Source organism: Streptomyces sp. NPDC006134 (assembly GCF_040628835.1).
In the GTDB taxonomy this organism is placed as follows: Bacteria; Actinomycetota; Actinomycetes; order Streptomycetales; family Streptomycetaceae; genus Streptomyces.
In genome coordinates this window covers 81,887-103,567 of record NZ_JBEXTV010000019.1, presented here as the reverse complement: position 1 = coordinate 103,567, position 21,681 = coordinate 81,887, and the positions used below count along the sequence as shown (strand labels likewise).

The 21,681-nt window shown below is 68.7% G+C and carries 20 protein-coding genes; 12 read left to right on the top strand and 8 right to left on the bottom strand.

Going from position 1 to position 21,681, the window contains the following annotated elements:
* Positions 1-465 precede the first annotated feature (465 nt).
* A complete protein-coding gene (locus tag ABZ340_RS15290) occupies positions 466-3,495 on the top strand; it encodes a BTAD domain-containing putative transcriptional regulator (RefSeq protein WP_358782250.1) in 3,030 nt (1,009 codons plus the stop codon).
* A gap of 293 nt (positions 3,496-3,788) precedes the next feature.
* Here ABZ340_RS15290 and ABZ340_RS15285 read toward each other — a convergent pair whose 3' ends face one another.
* Genes ABZ340_RS15285 through ABZ340_RS15265 form a run of 5 tightly spaced genes read right to left on the bottom strand, consistent with a single transcriptional unit; the run spans position 3,789 to position 8,120 of the window.
* Positions 3,789-4,067, bottom strand: coding sequence for an NAD(P)-dependent oxidoreductase (locus ABZ340_RS15285; protein WP_358782249.1), 279 nt, complete (start codon positions 4,065-4,067; stop codon positions 3,789-3,791).
* On the bottom strand, positions 4,009-4,311 hold the full coding sequence (locus tag ABZ340_RS15280) for a hypothetical protein (protein ID WP_358782248.1): 303 nt from the start codon (positions 4,309-4,311) through the stop codon (positions 4,009-4,011). Before ABZ340_RS15280 ends, ABZ340_RS15285 begins: the two co-directional genes overlap by 59 nt.
* 55 nt (positions 4,312-4,366) lie before the next feature.
* Positions 4,367-5,608 carry a cytochrome P450 gene (locus tag ABZ340_RS15275; RefSeq protein ID WP_358782247.1) on the bottom strand — a complete coding sequence of 414 codons (1,242 nt, stop codon included), beginning with the start codon at positions 5,606-5,608 and terminating at the stop codon, positions 4,367-4,369.
* Complete coding sequence (locus ABZ340_RS15270; protein WP_358782246.1) at positions 5,605-6,363, bottom strand: alpha/beta fold hydrolase; 759 nt, start codon at positions 6,361-6,363, stop codon at positions 5,605-5,607. Before ABZ340_RS15270 ends, ABZ340_RS15275 begins: the two co-directional genes overlap by 4 nt.
* On the bottom strand, positions 6,360-8,120 hold the full coding sequence (locus ABZ340_RS15265) for a non-ribosomal peptide synthetase (protein ID WP_358782245.1): 1,761 nt from the start codon (positions 8,118-8,120) through the stop codon (positions 6,360-6,362). The genes ABZ340_RS15270 and ABZ340_RS15265 overlap by 4 nt, the downstream gene beginning before the upstream one ends.
* 173 nt (positions 8,121-8,293) lie before the next feature.
* Between ABZ340_RS15265 and ABZ340_RS15260 the strand changes: the two genes are divergently transcribed.
* The 7 genes from ABZ340_RS15260 to ABZ340_RS15230 all read left to right on the top strand — a co-directional run bounded on the left by ABZ340_RS15260 (position 8,294) and on the right by ABZ340_RS15230 (position 16,211).
* Positions 8,294-9,334: a pyridoxal-phosphate dependent enzyme gene (locus ABZ340_RS15260; protein WP_358782244.1), complete on the top strand. Its 1,041-nt coding sequence runs from the start codon at positions 8,294-8,296 to the stop codon at positions 9,332-9,334.
* A 43-nt stretch (positions 9,335-9,377) separates the two neighbouring features.
* On the top strand, positions 9,378-10,613 hold the full coding sequence (locus tag ABZ340_RS15255) for a hypothetical protein (protein ID WP_358782243.1): 1,236 nt from the start codon (positions 9,378-9,380) through the stop codon (positions 10,611-10,613).
* The gene (locus ABZ340_RS15250) at positions 10,610-11,806 is read left to right on the top strand and encodes an MFS transporter (RefSeq protein ID WP_358782242.1); all 1,197 of its coding nucleotides are present in this window, start codon (positions 10,610-10,612) and stop codon (positions 11,804-11,806) included. The genes ABZ340_RS15255 and ABZ340_RS15250 overlap by 4 nt, the downstream gene beginning before the upstream one ends.
* Positions 11,799-12,998, top strand: a complete 1,200-nt coding sequence (locus ABZ340_RS15245) for an ATP-grasp domain-containing protein (protein ID WP_358782241.1) — start codon at positions 11,799-11,801, stop codon at positions 12,996-12,998. Before ABZ340_RS15250 ends, ABZ340_RS15245 begins: the two co-directional genes overlap by 8 nt.
* Positions 12,999-13,037: 39 nt before the next feature.
* Entirely contained in the window at positions 13,038-14,045 is a 1,008-nt protein-coding gene (locus tag ABZ340_RS15240; RefSeq protein WP_358782240.1) for a glutathione synthase, read from the top strand.
* Positions 14,042-15,406 carry a hypothetical protein gene (locus ABZ340_RS15235; protein ID WP_358782239.1) on the top strand — a complete coding sequence of 455 codons (1,365 nt, stop codon included), beginning with the start codon at positions 14,042-14,044 and terminating at the stop codon, positions 15,404-15,406. The genes ABZ340_RS15240 and ABZ340_RS15235 overlap by 4 nt, the downstream gene beginning before the upstream one ends.
* A 109-nt stretch (positions 15,407-15,515) precedes the next feature.
* Positions 15,516-16,211 carry an ImmA/IrrE family metallo-endopeptidase gene (locus ABZ340_RS15230; RefSeq protein WP_358782238.1) on the top strand — a complete coding sequence of 232 codons (696 nt, stop codon included), beginning with the start codon at positions 15,516-15,518 and terminating at the stop codon, positions 16,209-16,211.
* A gap of 596 nt (positions 16,212-16,807) precedes the next feature.
* On the opposite strand, the gene ABZ340_RS15225 is transcribed toward ABZ340_RS15230, so the two are convergent.
* Positions 16,808-17,071 (bottom strand): hypothetical protein, encoded by a 264-nt coding sequence (locus ABZ340_RS15225; RefSeq protein WP_358782237.1) that lies wholly within the window; start codon positions 17,069-17,071, stop codon positions 16,808-16,810.
* 316 nt (positions 17,072-17,387) lie between these two features.
* Here ABZ340_RS15225 and ABZ340_RS15220 point away from each other — a divergent pair, with 316 nt between their 5' ends.
* The 4 genes from ABZ340_RS15220 (at position 17,388) to ABZ340_RS15205 (ending at position 19,145) form a co-directional block, all read left to right on the top strand.
* Entirely contained in the window at positions 17,388-17,741 is a 354-nt protein-coding gene (locus ABZ340_RS15220) for a hypothetical protein (protein ID WP_358782236.1), read from the top strand.
* Positions 17,738-18,064 carry a hypothetical protein gene (locus ABZ340_RS15215; protein ID WP_358782235.1) on the top strand — a complete coding sequence of 109 codons (327 nt, stop codon included), beginning with the start codon at positions 17,738-17,740 and terminating at the stop codon, positions 18,062-18,064. The genes ABZ340_RS15220 and ABZ340_RS15215 overlap by 4 nt, the downstream gene beginning before the upstream one ends.
* Positions 18,061-18,531, top strand: a complete 471-nt coding sequence (locus tag ABZ340_RS15210; protein WP_358782234.1) for a hypothetical protein — start codon at positions 18,061-18,063, stop codon at positions 18,529-18,531. The genes ABZ340_RS15215 and ABZ340_RS15210 overlap by 4 nt, the downstream gene beginning before the upstream one ends.
* Positions 18,532-18,755: 224 nt before the next feature.
* Positions 18,756-19,145, top strand: coding sequence for a hypothetical protein (locus ABZ340_RS15205; protein ID WP_358782233.1), 390 nt, complete (start codon positions 18,756-18,758; stop codon positions 19,143-19,145).
* 155 nt (positions 19,146-19,300) lie between these two features.
* Here the strand turns inward: ABZ340_RS15205 and ABZ340_RS15200 are convergent, their stop codons facing one another.
* Together ABZ340_RS15200 and ABZ340_RS15195 are read right to left on the bottom strand one after the other, a co-directional pair.
* Complete coding sequence (locus ABZ340_RS15200; protein WP_358782232.1) at positions 19,301-19,699, bottom strand: hypothetical protein; 399 nt, start codon at positions 19,697-19,699, stop codon at positions 19,301-19,303.
* The gene (locus ABZ340_RS15195) at positions 19,696-21,675 is read right to left on the bottom strand and encodes a hypothetical protein (protein WP_358782231.1); all 1,980 of its coding nucleotides are present in this window, start codon (positions 21,673-21,675) and stop codon (positions 19,696-19,698) included. The genes ABZ340_RS15200 and ABZ340_RS15195 overlap by 4 nt, the downstream gene beginning before the upstream one ends.
* Positions 21,676-21,681: the final 6 nt, after the last annotated feature.

Sequence of the window (21,681 nt, the reverse complement as noted above, 5' to 3'; positions counted from 1 at the left end):
CCGACGTGGACCGGAGCGCTGGCGCCCGTGAACATGGGATGGGCCCCTGCCCCGGCCCGCCTCTGCCGAGGCCGCACGGATGATGAGCGAGGTTCTGGCCCATGTGGTCGCCGGCACGGTCGGACCGCGCTCCAGCTTCCCCCTGACTCCTGTACGTGGCTCCTGTACGTGGCTCTTGGGTGAGGGCGAGGAGCCGCTGAAGGCATAGAGGTCCAGGACAGCGGGTGGGGTGTCCGGTTCCGGACCGCCGTTGCCGCCCCGGGCGGGCACGGGGCACAGGCGCGGCGCGGCCGTCAACGCGGTCGTGGCCGAGAGGGCGCCACAGCAGGGAGATGCCGGTACCAGCCTGCCAGTCGGCCTACCTCCGATATCACGAATCCTCCGCTGCTTCCATCAGAACACCATAGGTAAGATCATCTTTTCGGTGGGGAACGATCCGGGCCTGGAGGTGGGGGAGGGGGTGAAGTGTCCGAGCGAGTGAGTTTCGGTGTGCTTGGGCCGTTGGAGGTCCGGGCCGGTGAGCGCCGGCTGAGACTCGGCGGAACCGTGCCCACGCGGATCTTGACGACGCTCTTGCTCAGTCCTGGCCAGATGCTGCCGGTGTCCCGGCTCGTCGAGGCGGCCTGGGACGAGGATCCACCGGCCACGGCCGCGCATCAGGTACGCAAAACGGTCAGTGATCTACGGCAGCGGATCCCGGAAGGCTCCACGCTGATCATCACGGACGGCCCCGGCTACCGCATCGAGGTCGCACCTGACCAACTGGACCTGAGCCAGTTCTCCGGCCGGCTGCAGCAGGCGCGCGAGGCCGCGGTCGGCGGGCGGACCGCCGACGCCGCCGAGCAGTTGCGCGCGGCACTCGCACTGTGGCGTGGTCCGGCGCCCGACGCGAGCAGCGGTTCGCTGATCGCGGCCGGATTCGCCGTACTGAACGAGCGCCGGCTCGTCGCGGTCGGGCAGCTCGTCGATCTGCGGCTCGGGCTCGGCGAGCACGAGGAATTGGTCGGTGACCTCCGGGAGCTGACGGCACAGCATCCGCTGCGGGAGGACTTCAGGGGACAGCTCATGCTCGCCCTGTACCGCTCGGGCCGACAGGCCGAGGCACTCGGCGAGTACGCCACGCTGCGCGAACTTCTCATGGAGGAACTCGGCGTCTACCCGGGCAGGCAGCTCGGTGGTCTGTACGAGGCGATCCTGCGCGGAGGACCGGAACTGCTCGCCCCGGAGCGCGCGCCCAAGGAGGAGGTTCCGCGGCTCGAGGCACCGGAGCAGGAAGCGGCCGTGCTCGAAGAGCCCGCTGCGCCCTGCACGTTGCCGCATGACCTGACCGACTTCACGGGCCGCGAACGGGAGCTGGCTGCCCTTCTGGCAGAGGGCGACAGCACAGGCCCGCGCATCGTCGCCATCGACGGCATGGGCGGCAGCGGCAAGACAGCACTCGCGGTACGGGCCGCGCACCGCCTGGCGGAGCACTATCCGGACGGGCGGCTCCACACCGATTTGCGCGGTTTCTCCCCAGGTCAGGAGCCCCGTGACCCGGGCACGGTGATCGCCGCGCTGCTTCGCACCCTGGGCGTCCCCGGCGAGCGGATCCCCGAGGACATCGATGGCCGCACCGCTCTGTGGCGGGCCACCCTGTCCGGTCGGCGCGTCCTTCTCGTCCTCGACAACGCTGCGGACGCCTCTCAGGTCAGGCCGCTTCTTCCTGCCTCGGCGGGCTGCCTCGCCCTGATCACCAGCCGTATCCGGATGAGCGGTCTCGACGGCACGGAGTCCGTGACCCTGGACGTGCTGTCTGCGAGCGACTCGCTCGCCCTGCTCACTGCGGCACTCGGGGAAGAACGCGCCGGGGCGGAGCCGGCGGCGACGGCAGCGCTCGCCGAGCTGTGCGGGTACCTTCCCCTCGCGCTGCGGGTCGCTGCCGCCCGGCTGCGCAGCCGGCCGCGCTGGACGGTCCAGTACCTGGTGGTCCGACTGCGCGACGAGGCCCGCAGGCTTGACGAGCTGCGCTCCGGAGACCGCAGCGTGGAGGCCACCCTGCGGCTCTCCCGCCAAGCCATGGACGCCGAGCACCGCACGGCACTGCGACTGCTCGGGCTGCACCCCGGCGTGGACTTCGACGTTCCCGCGGCTGCGGCGCTGCTCGCTCTGCCACGTCCGGAAGCGGAAGACGTGCTGGAGCACTTCCTCGACGTGCACCTCCTCGAACAGCACGAGATGGGCCGGTGCTCCTTCCACGACCTGGTCCGCAGGTTCGTCCGCCGGCTGCCGCAGGAGGAGGGCGAGACGGCTGCGTTCGAGCGGCTGCTCGACCATTACCTGGCCACGACGGACGAGGCCTGCCGCATACTGTTCCCCTCGCGCGGGACAGATCCGCAGCGGAGCCCACGGTTCGCCGAGCCGCCGGTGATCACGACACCCGAGCAGGCAGCGGGGTTCTTCGACCGGGAGCGCGGAACTCTGCTCGCGGTGGTGCGGCGGGCAGCGGACGAAGGGTTCGACCTCCAGGTCGCGCGCCTGGCCCGCAATCTTTTGTTCCACTTCAACTCGCGCAGCCTTCTTCAGGAGTACGAGGAGGCCGCCCGCCTGGCTGTCACTGCCGCGCGTCGCTGCGGCGACCGGGCCGAACTCTGCCGCAGCCTCTCCAACCTGGCGTCCGGACTGTGGAAGCTCGGCCGGTTCGACGACGGGATCGCTGCCGAGTCCGAAGCGCTGGAGATCGCCAGGCGGCTGGGGAACCTGGCCGGAGAAGCCTCCTGCCTGGACACTCTCGGGCTGTTCCACGGCTGTCTGGGAGACCTCGCTGCGGCCCTGCGCCTCCTGGAGCGCTCGGTGGAGTTGTATGCAGGGCTGCCTCCGAGCCGCCAAGCGGCCTACGCCTACTGCAACCTGAGCACGGTGTACACCTGGCTGGGCCGATCCGCCGATGCCGTGAAGACAGCCGAGCAGGCCGTACGGCTCAGCCGGCTGCACGGCGCGCCCGGCGAGGAGATCGCAGCCCTCAACGACCTCGCCATCGCCCAGCTGGACCTGGGCGATCTGGAGGCGGCGCGCTCAGCCGCCGTACAGGCTCTGGAGACCGGCGACGAGAACCGCGTGCCGGAGGACCTTGCGCTGGCACTTGCCGTGGCCAGTGAAGTCCTCGCCCGACTGGGCGCATGGGCGAGGTCCGATGCGTGTGCCAAGCGATCTCTCGAGCTGGCGCGCTCGAAGGGGACGCCCCTTCGGCAGGCGATGGTGGAGAACATCCTCGGTCGGCTCCGCGGCAGCGAAGGCGATCATCGACAAGCGCTCGCGCTGCACCGCAGCGCCTACGCACACGCACAGACGATCGGTTACCCCATCGAGTCGGCCCAGGCATGCGCGGGGATCGCCGCGGCGCTGGCCGCACTCGGCGACGAGGACGGTGCTCGGACGCATCGCACCCGGGCCGAAGCCCTCGTCGCCGGCATGACGGTTCCGCCGGGCCAGTCGGCCCCTGTCCTGCGCAGCTGAAGCCGAGACGCCAGGACGCACCCCCCTTGGGTCAAGCGGACCGCGGGGCCGGGCTCTGAGGTCCGGTGTCCGACGCCACGACCCGCTCCGTCGCCGGGGCACTCGCCCCGGCAGTCATTCCGCCCAGGGCTATCGTCAGCGCCAATGCCAGAGCCCCGCCGATTACGCCCGCTTTGCTTCGCATGTCATCGTCCTTTGCTGACCGGTGTCGGTGTGCCGGCCCGACTTGACCGGCACACCGACACCTTCGTCCTGCCCGTTCCCGAACGCTTCCCGGACCCGTACCGGTCGGCTCAGGCCGACCGCAGCACGGCCGACAGCGCGTCTCGTACCGCGGACACCGCGTCCTCGCCCGCCCTGAGCCGGGCCTCCGCAGTGCCCGCCCCGATGTGCGGGGTGGGCAGGACCGAGGGCAGAGCGAGCAGCCCGTGGTGCACGGCCGGTTCCGTCGCGAAGACATCGAGGCAAGCGCCGGTGATCCGACCTTCGGCCAGGGCCTGGCCGACGGCTTCCTCATCGACGATGCCGCCCCGTGCCGTGTCGACCAGGATGCCGGCTTCTTCGGCAGCCACCGCATCGACATCGTCGAGACCGGCCCCCGGCGCGGGAGATGATCTTCAACTGGGGTGCCGCCGCGAGAACCTCGCGGTCGACCCGGGTGGCACTGCGGATGATCAGCGCATCGGCGCCGGCCACGGCCGCGAGCAACGCCGGTCGGTCGGCGCCGTCACATCGGTGTACCGCGAACTGAGCGCTGAGACCGGCGAGTACCTGAGGCGGCAGCGCGTCGGTGACGACGACGGTGGGCCGGGACATGGGGTGTGTGCTCTCCGGAGGGAAGGAAGAGAGGGCAGGGATCGAAGGATGCCGGTCAGACACGGCGGTCCGCCGGGGTCAGTCGCAGCGGCAGTGAACGCAGGCCGTTCACCACGATCGAGTCGAGGTGCTCGGGTGTCCCGTCGAGTGTCACTTCACCGACCTGAGTCATGAACTCCCTGAGCACTGCCCTGATCTCGAGCTTGGCGAGCTGCGTACCGACGCAGTAGTGGGACCCTGCACCGAGGGCGAGATGGCGGTTCGGGGAGCGGCGGACGTCGAAGACATCGGGATCGGTGAAGTGCGCGGGGTCGCGGTTGGCGGAGGTCAGCCAGCACACCACCAGATCGCCGCGACGGATGTGCCGGCCGCCGAGCCGTACGTCGTCCGTGGCACGCCGCATGATGTGCGTGGCGCTTGACGTCCAGCGCAGCATCTCTTCGATGGCAGTGTTCACTCTGGTATCGAAGTCGTCCCGGAGCAGCGCCCATTGGCTCGGGTGTTCGAGCAATGCCAGCATGCCACCGGACATGGCGAGGCGGACGTTCTCGGTGCCGCCGACCAAGAGGTTGTCGCAGTTGAGGACGACGTCCTCCAGGGGCAACAGCTCGCCCTCGTGCCGCACACCGGCAAGCACGCTCACCAAGTCGTCGCCGGGCCGTGCGCGGCGCTCTTCGGCCAGGGCGCCGAAGTAGTCGAGGATTTCGAGGTGCGCGAGGCTGCGCTCCTCGGCGGTCCCGGCGCAGAACGCGTCCGTGGACCACTCGGTGATCCGCGGCCGGTCCTCGTCCGGGATACCGAGGAAGGTGCAGACGACGTCCAAGGGCAGCCGGGCGGCTATCTCCGTGACGAACTCGGTGCGGCCCGCCGCCACAGCGGCGCGGACCGTCTCGTACGCCGTCTTGTCCAGGGATTCGGTGAGCATCCGCAGATTGCGCGGTGCGAACCAGCCCGCGATCGCTCCGCGCAGCGCGGTGTGCCGGGGAGCGTCGGACAGGGCGAGGGTGCGGTTGCTGCCCGGGTCGTCACCCTGGGCGAGCGGGCGGAGCAGGATGCCGGAGGACGAGCTGAAGGTGTCGGCGTCCCGGAGCACCTCCTTGATCTCGTCGTACCGGGTCAGGGACCAGAACCCGGGGAAGACGTCCGGTTCATGACGGACGACGGGCTCGTTGTCCCGCATCCACCGCCACAGCGCGAAAGGGTTGCCGGCGCGGTAGGTCGCGCCGTCGACGAGTGCGCTGAGATCGGGGCGCGCGAGCGCGCCGTGGCTCGGCTGCGCGAGCAGGTCGGAGCTCACTGGCCTGTCCTTCCGAGGTGGTGGCGGTCGAGTTCCGCGCACAGGAGCACGATCGGTGGGTCCGTACGCAGATAGAAGTGGCCACCCGGCACGACAAAGGGGGTGAATTCCCCGTCGGTGTGCTCCTGCCAGTGCGTGAAGTGCTCCCGGATACCCGGGACGTCGTGTTCGCCGACGATGGCGACGATACGGGCGGCGAGCTTCTTGCCGGGGTGCTCGGTGTACTGGGCGACGAGCCGCAGGTCGCCTTTGATGTAGTCGAGGATCAGATCGAGCAGTTCGGGCTCGGCGCGGATCTCGGGGCTGACCGGCTCGTACTGCTCCAGATACGCCAGGACGTCTGCCGTGTCCTCGAAGGGGACGGCGGGTCGTTCGGCGGGAGCGGCCGAGGACGAGACGACCAAGGCCGGTACGGGGGCACCGGCCCGTTCCAAGTGGTGGGCGACTTCGAAGGCCACATAAGCGCCCATGCTGTGTCCGAACATCACGGAGTAGCGCTGTCTGCTGCGCAGGATCTCCTCGGCGACGGCCTCGGCGAGGGAGACGAGGTTCTCGGGGGCGTCCTCGGCGATGCGGTCCTCACGGCCCGGGTACTGCACCGCGTGCACTGCGGCGGGCAGCAGGGACGACCAGGAACGGAAGAAGGAGGCGCAACCACCTGCGTGCGGAAAGCACAGCACGGCGGGCCCTTCGGCTGAGTCCGGGGCGAGCCGCCGCAGGGAGACGGCGGTCTCGGCGGGTGGTGTGCCGTTCACGTGGCCGCGAGCAGTTCGACCTGCCCCGCGACCGTGGCCCGGCGGTACACGTCCTTGACACCGACGGGCCGACCGGCGATCTTCCCGAGCGCGCGGGCCAGGCGTAGGACGGTCAGGGAGTTGCCGCCGAGTTCGAAGAACGTGGCGCTGCCGGCGGTCGGCACGGATACGCCGAGGAGCTCCGACCAGACCGCGGCGATCCGGGTGGCCAGGTCGCCGTCCGACGGTTCCTCTGCCGGCGGAGCCGCCTGGTGGCGCAGCGCATCGGCCAACAGCGCGGCTCGGTCGATCTTGTCGTGCGCGGTACGCGGCAGGACATCCAGGAAGAGAACGCGGTCCGGCACGACCGCGGGCCCCAGGGCGTCCGCCACCCGGGCGCGGACAGCGGCCGTCTCGGCGGCGGCACCCGGCTGCATGGTGACGAAGGCGAAGCAGGTCGAGCTCGCGTCGTCGTACGCGACGGCCGCGGCACGCACTCCGGAGTGCGCGGTGATCGCCTCTTCGACGGCCTCGACCGTGACGCGTACGCCACGGATCTTGATTTCGTTGTCGAGGCGGCCGGAGAACTCCAGCCCGTCCCGTTCCGACCAGCGCCCGAGGTCACCGGTCAGATACGTCCGGACTGCCGCACCCGTCGCGTCCGTCAGGCCGACGAATTTCGCGGCCGTGCGCTGCGGGTCGGCCACGTACCCGGCGGCGACACCGGGACCGGACAGCGCGATCTGGCCCTCCTCGCCGGTGGGCACCGGACGCAACTGGTCGTCCAGAAGGTGAACGGTGGTGCCTGGGATCGGGAAGCCGACAGTGGAGCGGGCGGGCCCGTCGTAGAGGCGGCAGGTGGACCAGACGGTGCACTCGGTGGGGCCGTACTCGTTGCCGAGCGCGACTTCGGGCAGCTGCGCGAAGTGCTGGTCGATGACGCTCTGCGGCAGGGACTCGCCCGCGCAGACGCTCACCCGCAGCGAGCCGGAGGCGGCCTGGCCGGCGCCGAGGACGGGCAGCAGTTCGGAGTAGAAGCTCGGCACGGTGAGCAGATGGCTGACCTGGTGGCGGGAGATCAGCCCGAGCAGCGCCGCCGGGTCGCGCCGCTCGTCCTCACGGGCCACGACGAGGGTGCCGCCGGCGGCGAGGGTGCCCCAGACGCCGGCCACGGACGAGTCGAAGTGGAAGGGGGACAGGAGCAGGAAGACGGGGGTGCCGTAGGGCTCGTACACGGCGAGCCTGGCCTGTGTGGAGCTCGCCAGGTTGGCGTGCGTGACCGAGACGCCCTTGGGCCTGCCACTGCTGCCCGAGGTGTAGAGGACGTAGGCCTCGTCGTCGGGGCCGGTGGGAACGGCGACCGACGCGTCGGCGGCTGCTGCCGGGGCAGCACCCTGCACGCTCGGTGCGGCCCGCGGGTCGAGCACCGTCGTCACGCCGGCTGTGGCCCGGATGTGCGCCAGCGCGCTGTCAGGTCCTGAAGGGTTGAGGAACACGAACGACCGGCCGCTCAGCGCGACACCGAGGGCGTGCACGACCGCGCCGGCCGTCCGGTGCGCGGTGATACCGATGCGCCGTGCGTCCGCGTCCGCCAGGCAGCGGGCGACGGCGGCGGCCCGCTCGGCGAGTTCCCGGTAGCTGAGGACTTCGTCGCCGCACACGACCGCGGTCCGGTCAGGACGGCAGCGGGCCCGGTCGAGTACGAGGTCGCAGACCCGCTGCGTGGGCATGGGCAGCGGCGGGCCGGCGAAGACACCGGTGGGATGGGAAGTCGTCATGGGTCCTGATCCTGGGGACCCCGTTCCCGACGGGCTCCTGGCTTGTTCCGGGAACCGAACGGGAACCCGTCGGTACCCCCGCCGCCTAGAACTTCGGAAGTCGGCGGACGACACCGCACTCATCAGCGGACACGCTCCGCATCCACGACACCGAACTCGTCGGAAGGCACGCGGTGTACAAGTCATTTGCCGAGAAACTGTCCGTACCGGACCTCATCGACCTGGGTGACGGCATCTACGTCATGCGCTTCGAGGTCATGAAGGTCACCTCGGTGTACGCGGCGGTCAAGGACCTCTTGGCCCGCGGGGTGATCCGCCCCGGGCAGACGCTGGTGGACAGCTCCAGCGGCATCTACGGCCATGCGCTCGCACTGGTCTGCCGAGGCCTCGGGCTCAAGTGTCACGTCTTCGCCTCAGTGGCGGTCGATGCGGCGATCAGAACCCAGCTCAAGTACCTGGGCGCCACCTACACCCAGGTGCCGTCCTCCGGTGACGACGGCCTCCAGCACGATCAGGAGACCCGGGTCCGCCTGGTGCACGAGTACATGAAGGAGCACCCGGACGCGTACTGGATGCAGCAGTACCACGACGACGTGCACTACATCGGCTACGAGAGCGTCGCGGACGCAGTCGTGAAGGAGCTCGGCTCGTCCGGTGTCACCGTGGTCGGCGGCGTCGGTACCGGTGCCTCGACCAGCGCGATGAGCCGTTATCTGCGCGCCCAGTCGCCCGATGTGCGAGTCGTCGGCATCCAGCCGTTCGGCAGCCGTTCCTTCGGCTCCGAGGCCATACCGCTCGACGGGTTCATCATCGCGGGCATCGGCAGCGGTATCCGTTTCGAGAACATCGACTACAGCGCGTACGACGAGATCCACTGGCTCGACTTCGACGTGTCGGCGGCGGGGTGCCGCAACCTGCTGTCCACCACGGGCGTCTTCGCGGGCCTCTCGACGGGAGCCGGCTGGCAGGTTTCACGCCATCTGCGGGCGAACGCTCCCGGTGGCGGACCGATCGTGTTCCTCGCCGCCGACCCCGGCCACCGCTATGTCGAGCGGGTCTTCCCACCGGATGGCCCCATCGAGCAGGACCCGGAATTCACTCCGCGGATCATCACCGACCTCGCGGACATGACCGGGCCCTGGAGCGCCATGCACTGGGACCGCCGCCCGTTCAGTGTCGAGGACGACCTGCCGGTGTACGCCCCCGCGTCCTGACCCGCCCCCGTTCCCCTCTTCCCCGTCTGCGAGGCCCTCGCCCATGAGCCCCACGCCCCATGTCGCCGTCATCAATTACGGCCCCAGGAACGACTACGCCGCGATGCTCCCCGAGCTGGCCGGCTCGCTCCGGGTCTACACCCACAACGACCTGCGGAACACGCAGGGGTACGCGCACTACGAGTACGTTCCTGACTGCGAGTTCGTACCCTACGCCGAACTGATGATCCGCCGCGCGGCTCGTGAGACGCCGTTCACGCATCTCATCACGGACAACGAGTACGACCTGGAGCGGGCCGCCCGGATCCGCGCGGACCTCGGTATCCCGGGCCAGTCCGCCGCGAGCGCACGGTCCTTCCGTGACAAGGCGGTCATGAAGGAGGACGCGAGCCGCACCGTGCGCACTGCGCGTTTCACCCGCCTGGAGACGATCGTCGATCTCACGGACTTCATCGATGCGGTCGGCTTCCCGGTGGTGATCAAGCCGGTGAAGCAGGGCGGTTCACGAGACATCAGCGTGCTGCGCACCGACGAGGACCTCGTGGAGTTCAGCCGTCGGCAGTGGCGTGAGGACCTGCTGGCCGAGGAGTTCGTCGACGGACGGATGTACCACGTGGACGCGGTGCTCGCCCCCGGCTACCGCTTCGTCGCCTCGTCCCGCTATCTGCGCAGCTGCCTCGGCGTCTTCTCCGGGCAGAACAACGGATCGGTGCAGCTGCGCCCGGACGACAAGTTCGCGCAACGGCTGGAGGAGTTCTTCGACCGCGTCCTGGAGGCCTTCGAGACGCCTGAGACCAGCGCGTATCACCTGGAGGTGTTCCACACCCCGGATGACGAGCTCGTGCTGTGCGAGATCGCCTCGCGGGTCGGCGGCAACCGCATTCCGGCACTGACGAAGGCGACGTACGGCGTCGATCTGCACGCCGGCTGGCTGCGCCAGTCGTGCGGCCTGCCCGTCCCGCCCGCCCCCACCGCGGCGCCGGACAAGGTGCACGGATCGGTCTCGATCCTGCCGCAGGGCCGGCCGGTGAAGGCGCCTGCCCGCCCGCCTTTCGCCTGGGTGCGGGAGTACGAGGTGAACCCGGATCTCGCCCCGGACGCCGTCGCGCAGAACAGCACGTCACACCTGTGCTTCGCGATCGTCGAGGGTGCCGACTCCGGCGAGGTCGAGGCGCGGTTGTACGAGGTCGAGGCTTGGCTGATGGAGCAGGTCGAGGACGCGGCCAAGGCAGCAGGCCCGCAGTCGGGCGGCTTCGCCGGCGAGACGCCCGCGTCATGAACACCTGGCGCAGGACCTCGCCCACGGGGCGGGTCCTCCTCCTCGCGGTCCTGCTCACCGGCCTGACCACGTTCATGTTTCTGCCCTTGCTCGCCCTCCAGCTCACCGAGCAGGGGATTCCGGCAAGCCGCGCGGGCTTCCTGGTAGGTCTGCTCGCCTTCTGCGGCCAGGGTTTCTCCCTGCTCAGCGGCCTGGTCGTGGACCGGTTCGGTACCAGATTCGTGCTCTCGGCCGGGTTCACGCTGCGCATCACCGGCTACCTGCTGCTCGGACTCGGCATGGCCGGCGACACGCACCCGGTGCCGCTGGTCGCCGGGATCATCGCCGTCGGTGTGGGCGGTTCGCTGCTCGGTCTGTCGATCAAGACGCTGCTCGTACGCGAGGACAGCGTGCCCTCGCGGGAGATGCTGGCACTGCGCTCGACGTTCGTGAACGTCGGCGTGATCGTCGGCCCCCCACTGGGGGCACTGGTCTGTCCGTTCGGGTTCGGTTACGTACTCGCCGCGTGTGTGACCTCGCATCTCGCGCTCGGGCTGGCGCTGGCGGTGCGGCCGCCGGCACCGGCCGCTCACCCACGACGGCCCGAGGCCGGCAAGCTGCCGGAACCCGCCGGGCAGAGTGGGCCATGGGCGCCCTGGCAGTGGGGTCCGCTGGTTCTGGTCGGTATCGCGTACTGGGCGATCTACAGCCAGCTGAACGTCGTCGTGCCCATCGCCGCCAAACAGCTGACCGGCAGCGCTGCCGCCGTCTCGGTCGTGTTCGCGCTCAACGGCGCGCTCGTGGTGCTGTTCCAGTACAGCCTGCTGCGCCGCGTACTCCACAAAGCCGGTACCCGCAGCCTCCTGATGCTCGGCTTCCTTGCCTTCGGCAGCGGCTACGCGCTGTTGATCGTGTTCAGCGGCTGGGGCGCTCTGCTCGCCTTCGTACTGCCGATCACGTTGGCCGAGATGCTGGTCTCGCCGAGCCTCGACGAACAGGCCGTCAAGGCCGGCTCGCTGCACCGTACCGGGCTTGCGCTCGGCACGATGAGCACGGCGGGCGCGTTCGGCAGCCTTCTCGGCTCCGGACTCGGTGGCTACCTCCTGCAAACCCTCAAGGGCGGCACCGACTTGTGGCTGCTGATCAGCTGCCTGTCGCTGGTGGCCGCCGCCTTCTGCTTCCTCCTCCCGAAAGGCAGTCCGCAGCATGCCTGACGCTCCCCACCGCACTCGGACCCGACGGCCGACGGCCGTACTGCTCAACCCCCGTGACACCGTCATCGCCGCGGCCGAGAAGCTGGGCCTCGCCTTGGTCGTTGTCGTCGACCCCGGTCAGCCGAGGCCGCCGGCCACCGGCGCTCCCGAGATCGAGGTCGCCTGGACACGCGACAGCGCTGACCTGGTCGCCAGGCTGCGGGAGTCCGCCTTCCCCGGCCCGGTCAGCTGCTTCGGCTTCGGCGAGATCGGCGCCTCGGTCGCCGCAGTCGTCAACGGGGAGCTCGGCTGGCCCGGCAATCCGCCGTACGCACCGGCCGCACTCAAGAACAAAGCCGAACTGCGGGCCCTGGTCGGAGACAAGGCCGGTGTGCCCGTCGCCTACGCCCTGGCAGCCACGCCCGGCGAACTGCTGCCTGCGATGGTGAAGGTCGGCTTTCCGTGCATCGCCAAGCCCGTCGACGGTACGGGCAGCTCGGGCGTGCAGTACATCGCCGACCTGGCCGAGGCCGAACAGTACGCCGCGCGCCTGAACTGGCAAGGACCCCTGCTCGTCGAAGAGTTCCTGTCCGGTGCCGAGTACAGCGTCGAGGCCATGAGCTCGGCGTCGGGCCACCGGATCCTGGCCATCACCGAGAAGATCACCACGGGTATGCCTCACTTCGTCGAGTCCGGGCACACCCTCCCCGTCCGCCTGGCGACCGAGACCGAAGCGGCGATCTCCGATCTGGTCGGCGCGACCCTGGACGCAGCCGGCCACTGCTATGGCACCTCGCACACCGAGGTCATGGTGACCCCGGCGGGCCCCCGTCTCATCGAGTCGCACGGCCGTCCCGGCGGCGACCGGATCAGCGACATGCTGAATCTGGCGCTCGGAGAGGACGTCTTCGCGCAGTCGATGGCGGCCGTCTTCGGGTTGCCGGTCCAGGACGCACCGAGCCGCAACCGGGTAGCGGGCATTCGCTACGTCACCTTCGACCGGCCTGTCTTGACCCAAGCCCTCTCGACCTCACTCGTGGCCTCACTGCCCGGCGTCGAAGAGGTCCGGATCACCGCGTCGGCCGGCCGGCAGCCGGCCGCCGTAGCCGCGTCAGGCGACCGGCACGGCTTCGTACTGGCCGTCGCCGACACCCGCGGCGAGCTGGAAAACCACCTCGCCGTGGCGGTCCGGACACTGACCGCAGGCACCTGAGCGACTCCCCCTTTCCTTCTCCTCTCGAGAGGTACCCCCTTGCCGTACAAGATCCTGATCCTGGTATCCGAGGCCTCGAAGTTCGAGCTGAACAACCACTCGATCATCCCGAGCGCCCTGTACCGCGAAGGCCACGACGTCCACATCGGCGACATCGACACCCTGTGCGTGCACGAGTCGGTCGTGGTCTGCGACCGGGTCAAGCTGTCCGAGGAGTTCGTGGCCGGCGGCGACTTTCCGGCGCTGCGCGAGTCCTACGCATCCGCTGAGGACTTCGACCTCGTGTGGGTCCTCGCGGGCACCCACCCCGAGGCCGGCAACGACTCCTTCCAGCTCCTGTGGCTGCTGAACCAGCGCGTGCCGTTCGTCAACGACGCCGGTGCGCTCTTCTACCTCAACACCAAGTCCAGTCTGGGCGCGATCGTGCCCACCGGGAACCTTCCGGTCTCCTATGTCACCAACGACTTCGACTTCCTGAACAACCTCGTCGAGTCCGACGGCGACCGCTCCTGGGTCGTCAAGCCCACCAGCGACGGTTGCGGCGCGGATGTGTACGTGGTCAACAAGCGGGACCGCAACCGCTCGGCGATTCTCGCCTCCGCCACCGGCAACGCCATGTCCCGTATCGGCCGCTACGGCCGCGACATCATCGGCATGGCCAAACGGCACACCGCCGTCCAGGAGTACATCCCCAACGTCCGCACCAACGAGAAACGCGTGATCATCGCGGGCGACCAGCCGGTCTCCGGCTTCCTGCGCTTCCACCCGGAAAACGACCACCGCTCCAACGCCACCCTCGGTGCCCGCTTCGCTGCCCTCGAACTGACCACCGAGGAAGACGCGCTCGTAAGGGAGCTCGGCAAGCGGATGATGGACCTCGGCATCTTCTACTCGGGTATCGACCTCGCGTTCCCCTACGTCATCGAGGTCAACATGGTGAACCCGGGAGGCCTGAGCTACCACCGGCGCGCCACTGGCGAGGACAAGTCGTCCGAGGCCGTCAACGCCGTCCTCGCCGCGCTGCGTACCGCAGGGAAGCTGAAGTGAGTGCCGGGGTGCAGCCGGGCGCTGCGGACGTGTGGTCCGCACTCGACCGTCGCGCGGTCACCGCGTGGACGGATTTCGAGGCCACCCGCGAAGCCGAGACCGATCGCGAAGAGTTCACCGAGAGCATTCACCGTGCGGGCTGGTCGCACGCGTATCCACCGCAGTTCCTCTCCCCCGAGGCAGCCGAAGAGGTCGCCACGGTCGGCGTGCGGCTTTCCGAGCTGATCTCCGGGTTCCCGAACCGGGTGTTCGGCGACGACCTCGGCGCCTGGGTGGCATACCTGGGTGTGCCCGCCGAGGACGCGGCCCTGATGTGCGAGGCGCTCGCGAGCCCTCGTCTGGCCCGGGTGGCCAAGGCGTTCATGCGTCCGGATCTGGTGGTCACCGACGAGGGCCTCAAGCTGGTCGAGCTGAACGTGGCCACCTCCCTGGGTGGCCTCAGCACCTGCGCGCCGTACACGAAGGCCACACTGGTCTCGGCGTACGCCCGCTTCCTCGCAGCCAGGGGTTTGCGGGTGGAGGCGCCTGACACGTCACGCCTGTGGCTGGAGGTGTTCGGCGGCCTGACGGAGCGGCATTCCGATGGTCCGCTGCACGTCTTCGAGGCAACCGCGAACCCCGCGGACCTCGACTCGGGCCGGCGCTTCTTCGTCGACATGGTGCGCTCGGCCGGACACGAGGTCAGCTGCGGCCTGGTGCACGACCTCGAACTCACCGACAGCGGCGTGTTCTTCGAGGGCCGGCGGATCGACGCCGTGTTCACCGCGTACACCTGGCACGAAACCCGGCGCCACGTGCCCCCGACGCTCACCCGCCGTCTGATGGAGCTCGATACCGCGCGGAAGGTCGACTTCATCGGTGCCCCCGCCGCGGCCCTGTACGACAACAAGGCCAACCTGGCGCTGCTCTTCGACGAGGCGTACAGGCACCTGCTCGACGACGAGGAGCGTGCCCTGGTCGAGCTGCACGTGCCCGAGACGTTCCGGCTGCGCGAGGAGACCCTGGACCGGGCGGTCGCCGCCCGCGAGCAGATCCTGTGCAAGCCCGCGTCGGCATACGGCGGCAAGGACATGACCTACGGCTTCACCCTGGACGACACGGCGTGGCGTGCCATGCTCACCGGGTACCTGCGGGAGCCGGGTGAGCGCTATGTCCTGCAGTACCGGGTCCCGCCGGCCCTGGTGGACCTGCCGGGGGCGAACCCGCCGACCCGCGAGGTCGTCCTGGCGCCCCTGGTGTTCGGCGGACGATTCGCCGGCACTTTTCTGCGTCAGGCGCTTCCCAGGGCGGAGTCTGCGGTCAACGCCTCGAACGGGGCGGAGACCGCGGGTGTGCTGACCGTCTCCGCGGAAAGGGCCTGACCACCGCCGTGTCCGGCCATCGAGGGGCCCGAGCTGTTCCCGCACCCGCCGCAGGCGCGAACGTGCGCGGAGATGCTGCGCGAGTCGGTCGCGGCACCCGGTCACCGAGGTGTGGCATGCCACCGGGGAGGACGTGTGCAGGGCCCTCGAAGTGTTCCGCGACCGTCCCGAGGCCGGCGCGTTCTCCTTCCGGGTCCGCGGGATCCCGTTCGTGCCGTCGAGTACCGAGAAGACAGCGGAAGGCGGGCGTTTCGGCGCAGCCCACGAACCCGGACACCTGGTTCTCCACGGCGAAGAGCAGCTGCCGCCCGGTCCGCAGGCTGAAGCCGAGGCCCATCGGTTCGCGGCAGCGCTCTTGATGCCACGGGCGGACGTCCTCGCCCACGCCCCGTGCGAGCACCGACGGGATCCTTCAGGCCGAGCGCCGCTGGAAGGCCGCTGCCATGGCTCTGGCCCATCGGCTGCACGAGCTCGGCCTGACCGCCGACCGGCAGTACCGAACTCGTTGCGTGGAACTCGGACGCCGCGGCTCCCCCAGGCCCGAGCCCCGCAGTGGCGTGATCCGCGAGACCTCCCAGCTGCTGGGCAAGGTGTTTACGGCCTGGTCGTCACCACGTGGGCGGGAGGGGGCGACACCGTACCGGCAAGGCCGGTCGATCCGCCTGGCCCTTGTTCGGCGAATCGCGCGGGCGGAGGCTCGGCCAGGGTGATGTGGGAGGGCCTCCGGCACCGCGCCGATGCTGCCGCGATTCCGACCGCCGGCCTCGGAAGAGGGCCCGACGTGTGGCAGCCGCTGTGGCCGTGAGCACCATTGCTTTGCGTGAGCGACTTCCCGTCTGCGGGCAATAGGAGTGGCGCAGGCCACGTGAACCGCGTCTCGGTATTCGAGACGAGGCGATATGGGTCGGCTGGATCGGCGCGCAAAAAGCCCCGAAGGGAGGCGTGGGCCTGCGGTCAGGGCGCGCGGAGGGCGCATCGGCCCCGAATCGGACTGGACAACAAGCAACCCCCGGGTCGATGACCTGGGGGTTCGTGGTGGAGCGGGTGACGAGAATCGAACTCGCGCTCTCAGCTTGGGAAGCGACGGCGCTTGGGCGGGTGCTATGCCTCTGACCTGGACATATGTCATTTCCTTGGATGGTCGTGCGGACCAGTTTGCGTCGCTGTTGACCGCTGCTTTCCCCTCTTAAGGGCACGCTATGGGCACGAAGCTCCAAGGGGATCCCTGGCCTGCCCTGTAGCCCCGGCAGGCATGCGGGGAGGGCACTTCTGAGGTGTGCGCCGTGATGCGGTGTTGCGGCAGCACATGTCCGGCCCGGGAGCCTGCAGCATGAGCCGCTGCCGGGAAGGTGCGCTCTGCTCGGCACCAAGAATGCCGGTACTGTGCCTTCTCCGTCGGTGTCAAGTCCTCTTCAGCTCGTCGGGGTCCAGCGGCACGTCATCGAGGATCTCCACCGTCCACGTTTCCTGCAGGTGGGCTTCCTTGCCGGGGGCTGTCCGGTCCGGGAGCGTGTTCATCACGTTGCTGATCCGAACGCCGAAACCGAGGTGAGCTGCTGATTGGGCGAGATCGTAAGCTTCCTTCAGGTCGCTGATCATCATCAGCTGCTTGATTACCGGCGGGTCGGTTACGTATCCGTCCACATCTTGACGTTCTTCTCCCACTACCTCTCCTGCCAACTCTGATCAGTTGTAAGTCCCGGTTGCCAGGATGGCTGAGCGGCGACGGAAGGTACGACCGATGGTCGTTCTTGGGCGTGATTCGATCGTTTGGTGACTGGAAAGTTAGAAGCGGAGGCATTGAAGCGGCGCATTGTACGCGCTTTCCGTCGAGAGTTAGTGACTTCCCGGAAGGGGGCCCTCGAACGAGGCGTACATATCGATCGTACCTGCCGGAACGTCTATCAAGAGAGGAGCTCAGCGGCTGGTCATATCTCCGCCGCGAGACCACAACCCTTTGCTCGATTCGAGGAGGCGCAGGGTGCCGCAGACGGCAGCAACCACCGACGACGTCAGTCGAATGGAGTCCCAAGGCGCGCAAGAGCACCAGGCAGTCGGCGGAGTTCTCACGCCGGACAACGGCAACCCGAACCGCTCGCCCGACATCAAATCCGACCCGGTGACGGACTTCGAGGCCCTCACCGTCAAATACGGCCTCCGCGTGATGGAGTGGGACATATCCATCCTGGAGCCTGAGCTTCGCGAAGGTTACGTCGCCCATTACCTGGAGCTGAAAGGCGAGCGGGTCTTCGTCGTCCCCATCGGCCAGGACCCGCGTACCCGCCTTTCAGCCCTCAGAGTCCACCTCGCGTACCAGGAGGTGACACCGATATGACACTCCAGGACATCTCCGTGTGCGTCTATGAGGGTGGCCCCGCCGTTACGGTCCGCACCGGCAAGACCGGCAACCAGTACGGGCTGTGCGCTTCGTGCGCCGACATCACCGATCGCACCGATGCCGTCAGCGAGATCATGGAAGGCTTCCGTAACCACATGCGGGAAGCCGGACGTCTCGACGAGCACATAGAGGACTTCATCAACGGTGTAATCATCTGCGCGCCGATGGCGCCGGGCACCGACCCGTTGGCCATGATTAGCGCTGTCTTCCACCTCCTTGCCGAAAGGTGCGGAGTCGAAGCAGAGGTGACACCAGCATGACGTCATCACCCGCCGCGCATGTCATTGCCCAGCTCAAGGCCAACCACGTCGCTGCCGATGCGGTCGGGCTCGGCAGCCCGGCTTTGGACGCCTGGCACGAGACGATCATCGATATCGTCACTGACTCCCCGGACCCTGTGGCCACCCTCGGCGCCATCGCTCAGCTCATCTCCCGCGAACGTCACAAGCAACTCGCCTGTGCGCTCTACCGCGACTGCACTGAGACCGGACTCCACGTCGACCACAGCCGCCACAATCTGAAAGTAGCGGGCAGTGACGGCCCGGTTCTGGAGGCCGGCATGGTTTCCCTCTCCGGCGAGGACATGCATCCGATCATCTACATCCGCGACGAGGAATTCGCGGATGCTGCCTCCGTCCGTGCGAAGACGACCGAGCTGAGGAACCTGTTGGATCAGGTTGATGAGATGGCTGATCGTGTCTTCGCTGACCACGAGGGCCGGTCGTGACGTGACGACTGCCAAGGTCGCCGTTGATATCCGTGACCACGCTGAATGGCCGCTCCACAACTTCGCCCGCCACGGCCACACCGTCATCGCCCACCACTGCACCCCGGTCCGCACCCGCGCACTCGTCGAGGAGTACGGCCACGAAGGCACCTTCGTGCCGGCCGGGACCCTGGAGGAGTTGATGGCCGACCTTGAACGCCCACGCCGCCTGATGATCAGGGTGCGTGACCGACGTCGTCATCGACGAGTACACCCCGCTCCTCAAGCCGGGCGGCATCGGCGCCGACGCTGCAGGCTGGAAGAGCACCGGCCGCTGGACCGTACAGGCCGCTCTCGGACGCGGCACCCCGTCACCGTCATCGACCCCGGTGCCGTCGCCGGGATCTGGCGAGTCGAGTGGATCATCCGCGCCGCGTTCCCCGACCGCGTCCGTGGCTTCCTCGGCGTCACTCCCACCGTCCGCTCGGCCTGCAAATGGTCCGCTTCCACCTCGACATCGACGCCCCGGCCCCCTCCGAGAGCAGCTCGAAGAACTCGTCACGCTCGTCGAGAACCGCTCGTCGATCCGCGACGCCCCCGTCGACCCGGTCGACGTTGTCACGACGCTGGCCTGATCAAGGCGGCTGACCACGTGAGTCGTCCGAGACAGGAGCCGGTCCACTCTCGCGGATCAGGGCCCTGACCTGGTATTACGGCATCATGGTGGCGGGATTTGAATCCCGGCCTCTGCCTCCCGGATGGCTCCGACACCGCTGTTCCGGTGCGGCCCTCATCCGTGCAGCGCCACTACTGCGGTGGTAAGTGCCTGCAGGATGGTCACCACGGACGCCACTGCCCCGACGGCCAGACCGAGGTCCTCGAGGTTCTCCCTCAGACGGCGCTGGTCAGGGCTCGGACTGTCCAGTTCTTCACCGATACGGGCGGCTGTGCGGCGGGCGAGGTCCGGGTTGCTCAGTTCCGGTGCGTGTTCTTCCAGGGCGGCGGTCAGTTCGTCCAGCTTCGCCTGCGCGGTGGCCAGGAGCTGGGCGGCTTCGGGGGCAGATCCGCTGATGTGGACCTGCCGCTGGTCTCCGCCGATCCGCCCAGTGTTGATCTGGTTGCCGCTGCCTGTGATGTGCACGCCTCCGTCACTCGTGCCGCGTCGTCCTTGCCAGATGCCCATCGTCATCCTTTCGCCGTAGCGTCGTTGGTCGGGGCCGTCTGAGTCTGGCCGCCGTGCACGGTGCCGGTGTTGACCTGGTTGTGGTCGCCGGTGATGAAGACCTGCGTGACGAAATCCGCCGCCTGCCGCCGGAACTCGCCGGTGAACACCCCGTGGTCGTCAAGGAAGGCGCTGACCGTGCTGAACATGCGGGACTGGAGGATGGAGACATGGCGTTGGGCGTCCTCGATCTCGTGCATGTCCTCCGGCTCGACGAGCGCGCAGTGCTCGCGCAGGCTGACCGGTTTGTCGTCGACCTCGGCTCTCTTGCCCAGAGCCATGGTCACCTGCCGGCGCATGACACGTCCGAGCGCGCCGGGCATGAGGCTGCTCAGGGCGCGGATGAGGACTCCGTATGACCTGTGCGCCAGGGCAACCGTGTCACCGAGGGCATGGACCGGTGCGAGCAGGATCTTGCCCGCCAGCGCCTTGCCGCTGGCGGGTACGACGCGGACTTCCGGCCTGAGCGGGGCCAGGACGTGGGGGCGTGTCACGAAGTGAAGTGTCTTGCCCTCCAGCGCCGCGTGAGCGAAGACAGTGACGACGATCTGCCCTTCCCAGTCGACGACTTGCGCAGCGAGGTAGCGGCGTGAGAGGTGCCCAGAGGGTGCCTGCCTTCCTTCGGCGATCATCTCCCGCGCTTCAGGCCAGGGCGCATGTTGCGTCTGCCCGGAGCTGACCGCCTCCGCCTCCTTCCTGGGGCGGTCCGGTACGCGCGTGAGGCTCTTCCATCGGGACTGCGGCACGGCGAGGGTCTCGAAGACGTTGCAGTGGGGCAGGGCATGGGTCTCGACGAGGACACCGCTGAGGCCCTTCAGTTCGTCGCGCACCTTGTCCAGCAGTTCATCGGCCTCGAACTTGCGGATACCGCTCTGGTCACTGTCTCCGGAAAGTTCGCCGTCTGTGCTTCGGCTCGGCTGTGGGCTGTCTCCCCTGCCTGCTTCGTCGTCGACCGCGCGGCGAGCGGGTGTGAGCTGGATGCGCGGCCCGCCCGAACGCCAGGCGTCGTGGCCGGCGCCCACAAAGCGATGTACGCCGTTCCCTTCCTTACGGTACGGAGTGCTCTGCCACAGCTCGGCCGCCTGACATTCGGCAATGCGGCCGGCCGCCCGCGGGGCGAAGCGCGGGCGTGATGCGATGCGCTTGCGTGACGGCCTCAGGGAGGCCATGTAGCCCAGTGCTACCCAGCCGTCCACCGTATAGACGGCTATCAGGAGAAGGGTCAGCCAGACTCCGGCCGAGACGGCGTCCTGTACGGCGAACTTGAGCACGACCGAGTGGGACCGTAGTTGCGCCCAGGTCACGATGCTGCCAACGACCAGGACGGCCATGGGCACCAGGGAACTGAGACCCCAGCGGAGCAAGGAGCTGAAGAGTCCGGCGGAGATGAAGAACTGGTACAGGAGTGCCGCCACGACCAGTGCTCCCGTCCCCCATGGATGGCGTACGGCGATCAGGGCGACGACCGCTGCGAGGAGCAGGCCACGCATCCGCCTCTGGCGTCGGGCCGCGACGCTGTGGGTGAGGACCGGGGCCAGGCCGAAGCCGAATGAAGGTGCTGGTCGCTTACGTGTATTGAGTACGTTGTCCAACGCCCACTGGGCGAGTTTCTCTCCTGCTGTGTCCGGCAGTTGCCGAATCTCCCGCTGCTGTCGTCCCAGCGCGCGGTCCTGCCAGCGTCCGATCAGATCTCGCGCCTGTCCGATGCGGTCGACGCGAGCGTGCATGACGCCGGCCAGCTGGCGGGTCACCGTGTTCGCACGGTGGACATCATCGCGCTCGGCGTAGGCGGTCCGCCACGTCCAGTGACCACCGGTACTGCTTTGCCCGCCCGGGTCCGTCTGCACAGGGACGCCCGGGAAGGAGTCCGGAGAGCCGGACTTCTTCCCGCCGTTGCGGGACGAACCGCCCGGCAGTGAAACGCGCCAAGGCAGCAGGTACATACGCCA

What these genes read in the sequence shown, in the direction of transcription:
- ABZ340_RS15195 (WP_358782231.1), bottom strand. Translation starts at nt 21,675, where the DNA reads ATGTACCTGCTGCCTTGGCGCGTTTCACTGCCGGGCGGTTCGTCCCGC.
- ABZ340_RS15265 (WP_358782245.1), bottom strand. Translation starts at nt 8,120, where the DNA reads ATGACGACTTCCCATCCCACCGGTGTCTTCGCCGGCCCGCCGCTGCCC.
- ABZ340_RS15210 (WP_358782234.1), top strand. Translation starts at nt 18,061, where the DNA reads ATGACGTCATCACCCGCCGCGCATGTCATTGCCCAGCTCAAGGCCAAC.
- ABZ340_RS15250 (WP_358782242.1), top strand. Translation starts at nt 10,610, where the DNA reads ATGAACACCTGGCGCAGGACCTCGCCCACGGGGCGGGTCCTCCTCCTC.
- ABZ340_RS15255 (WP_358782243.1), top strand. Translation starts at nt 9,378, where the DNA reads ATGAGCCCCACGCCCCATGTCGCCGTCATCAATTACGGCCCCAGGAAC.
- ABZ340_RS15280 (WP_358782248.1), bottom strand. Translation starts at nt 4,311, where the DNA reads ATGTCCCGGCCCACCGTCGTCGTCACCGACGCGCTGCCGCCTCAGGTA.
- ABZ340_RS15215 (WP_358782235.1), top strand. Translation starts at nt 17,738, where the DNA reads ATGACACTCCAGGACATCTCCGTGTGCGTCTATGAGGGTGGCCCCGCC.
- ABZ340_RS15245 (WP_358782241.1), top strand. Translation starts at nt 11,799, where the DNA reads ATGCCTGACGCTCCCCACCGCACTCGGACCCGACGGCCGACGGCCGTA.
- ABZ340_RS15200 (WP_358782232.1), bottom strand. Translation starts at nt 19,699, where the DNA reads ATGACGATGGGCATCTGGCAAGGACGACGCGGCACGAGTGACGGAGGC.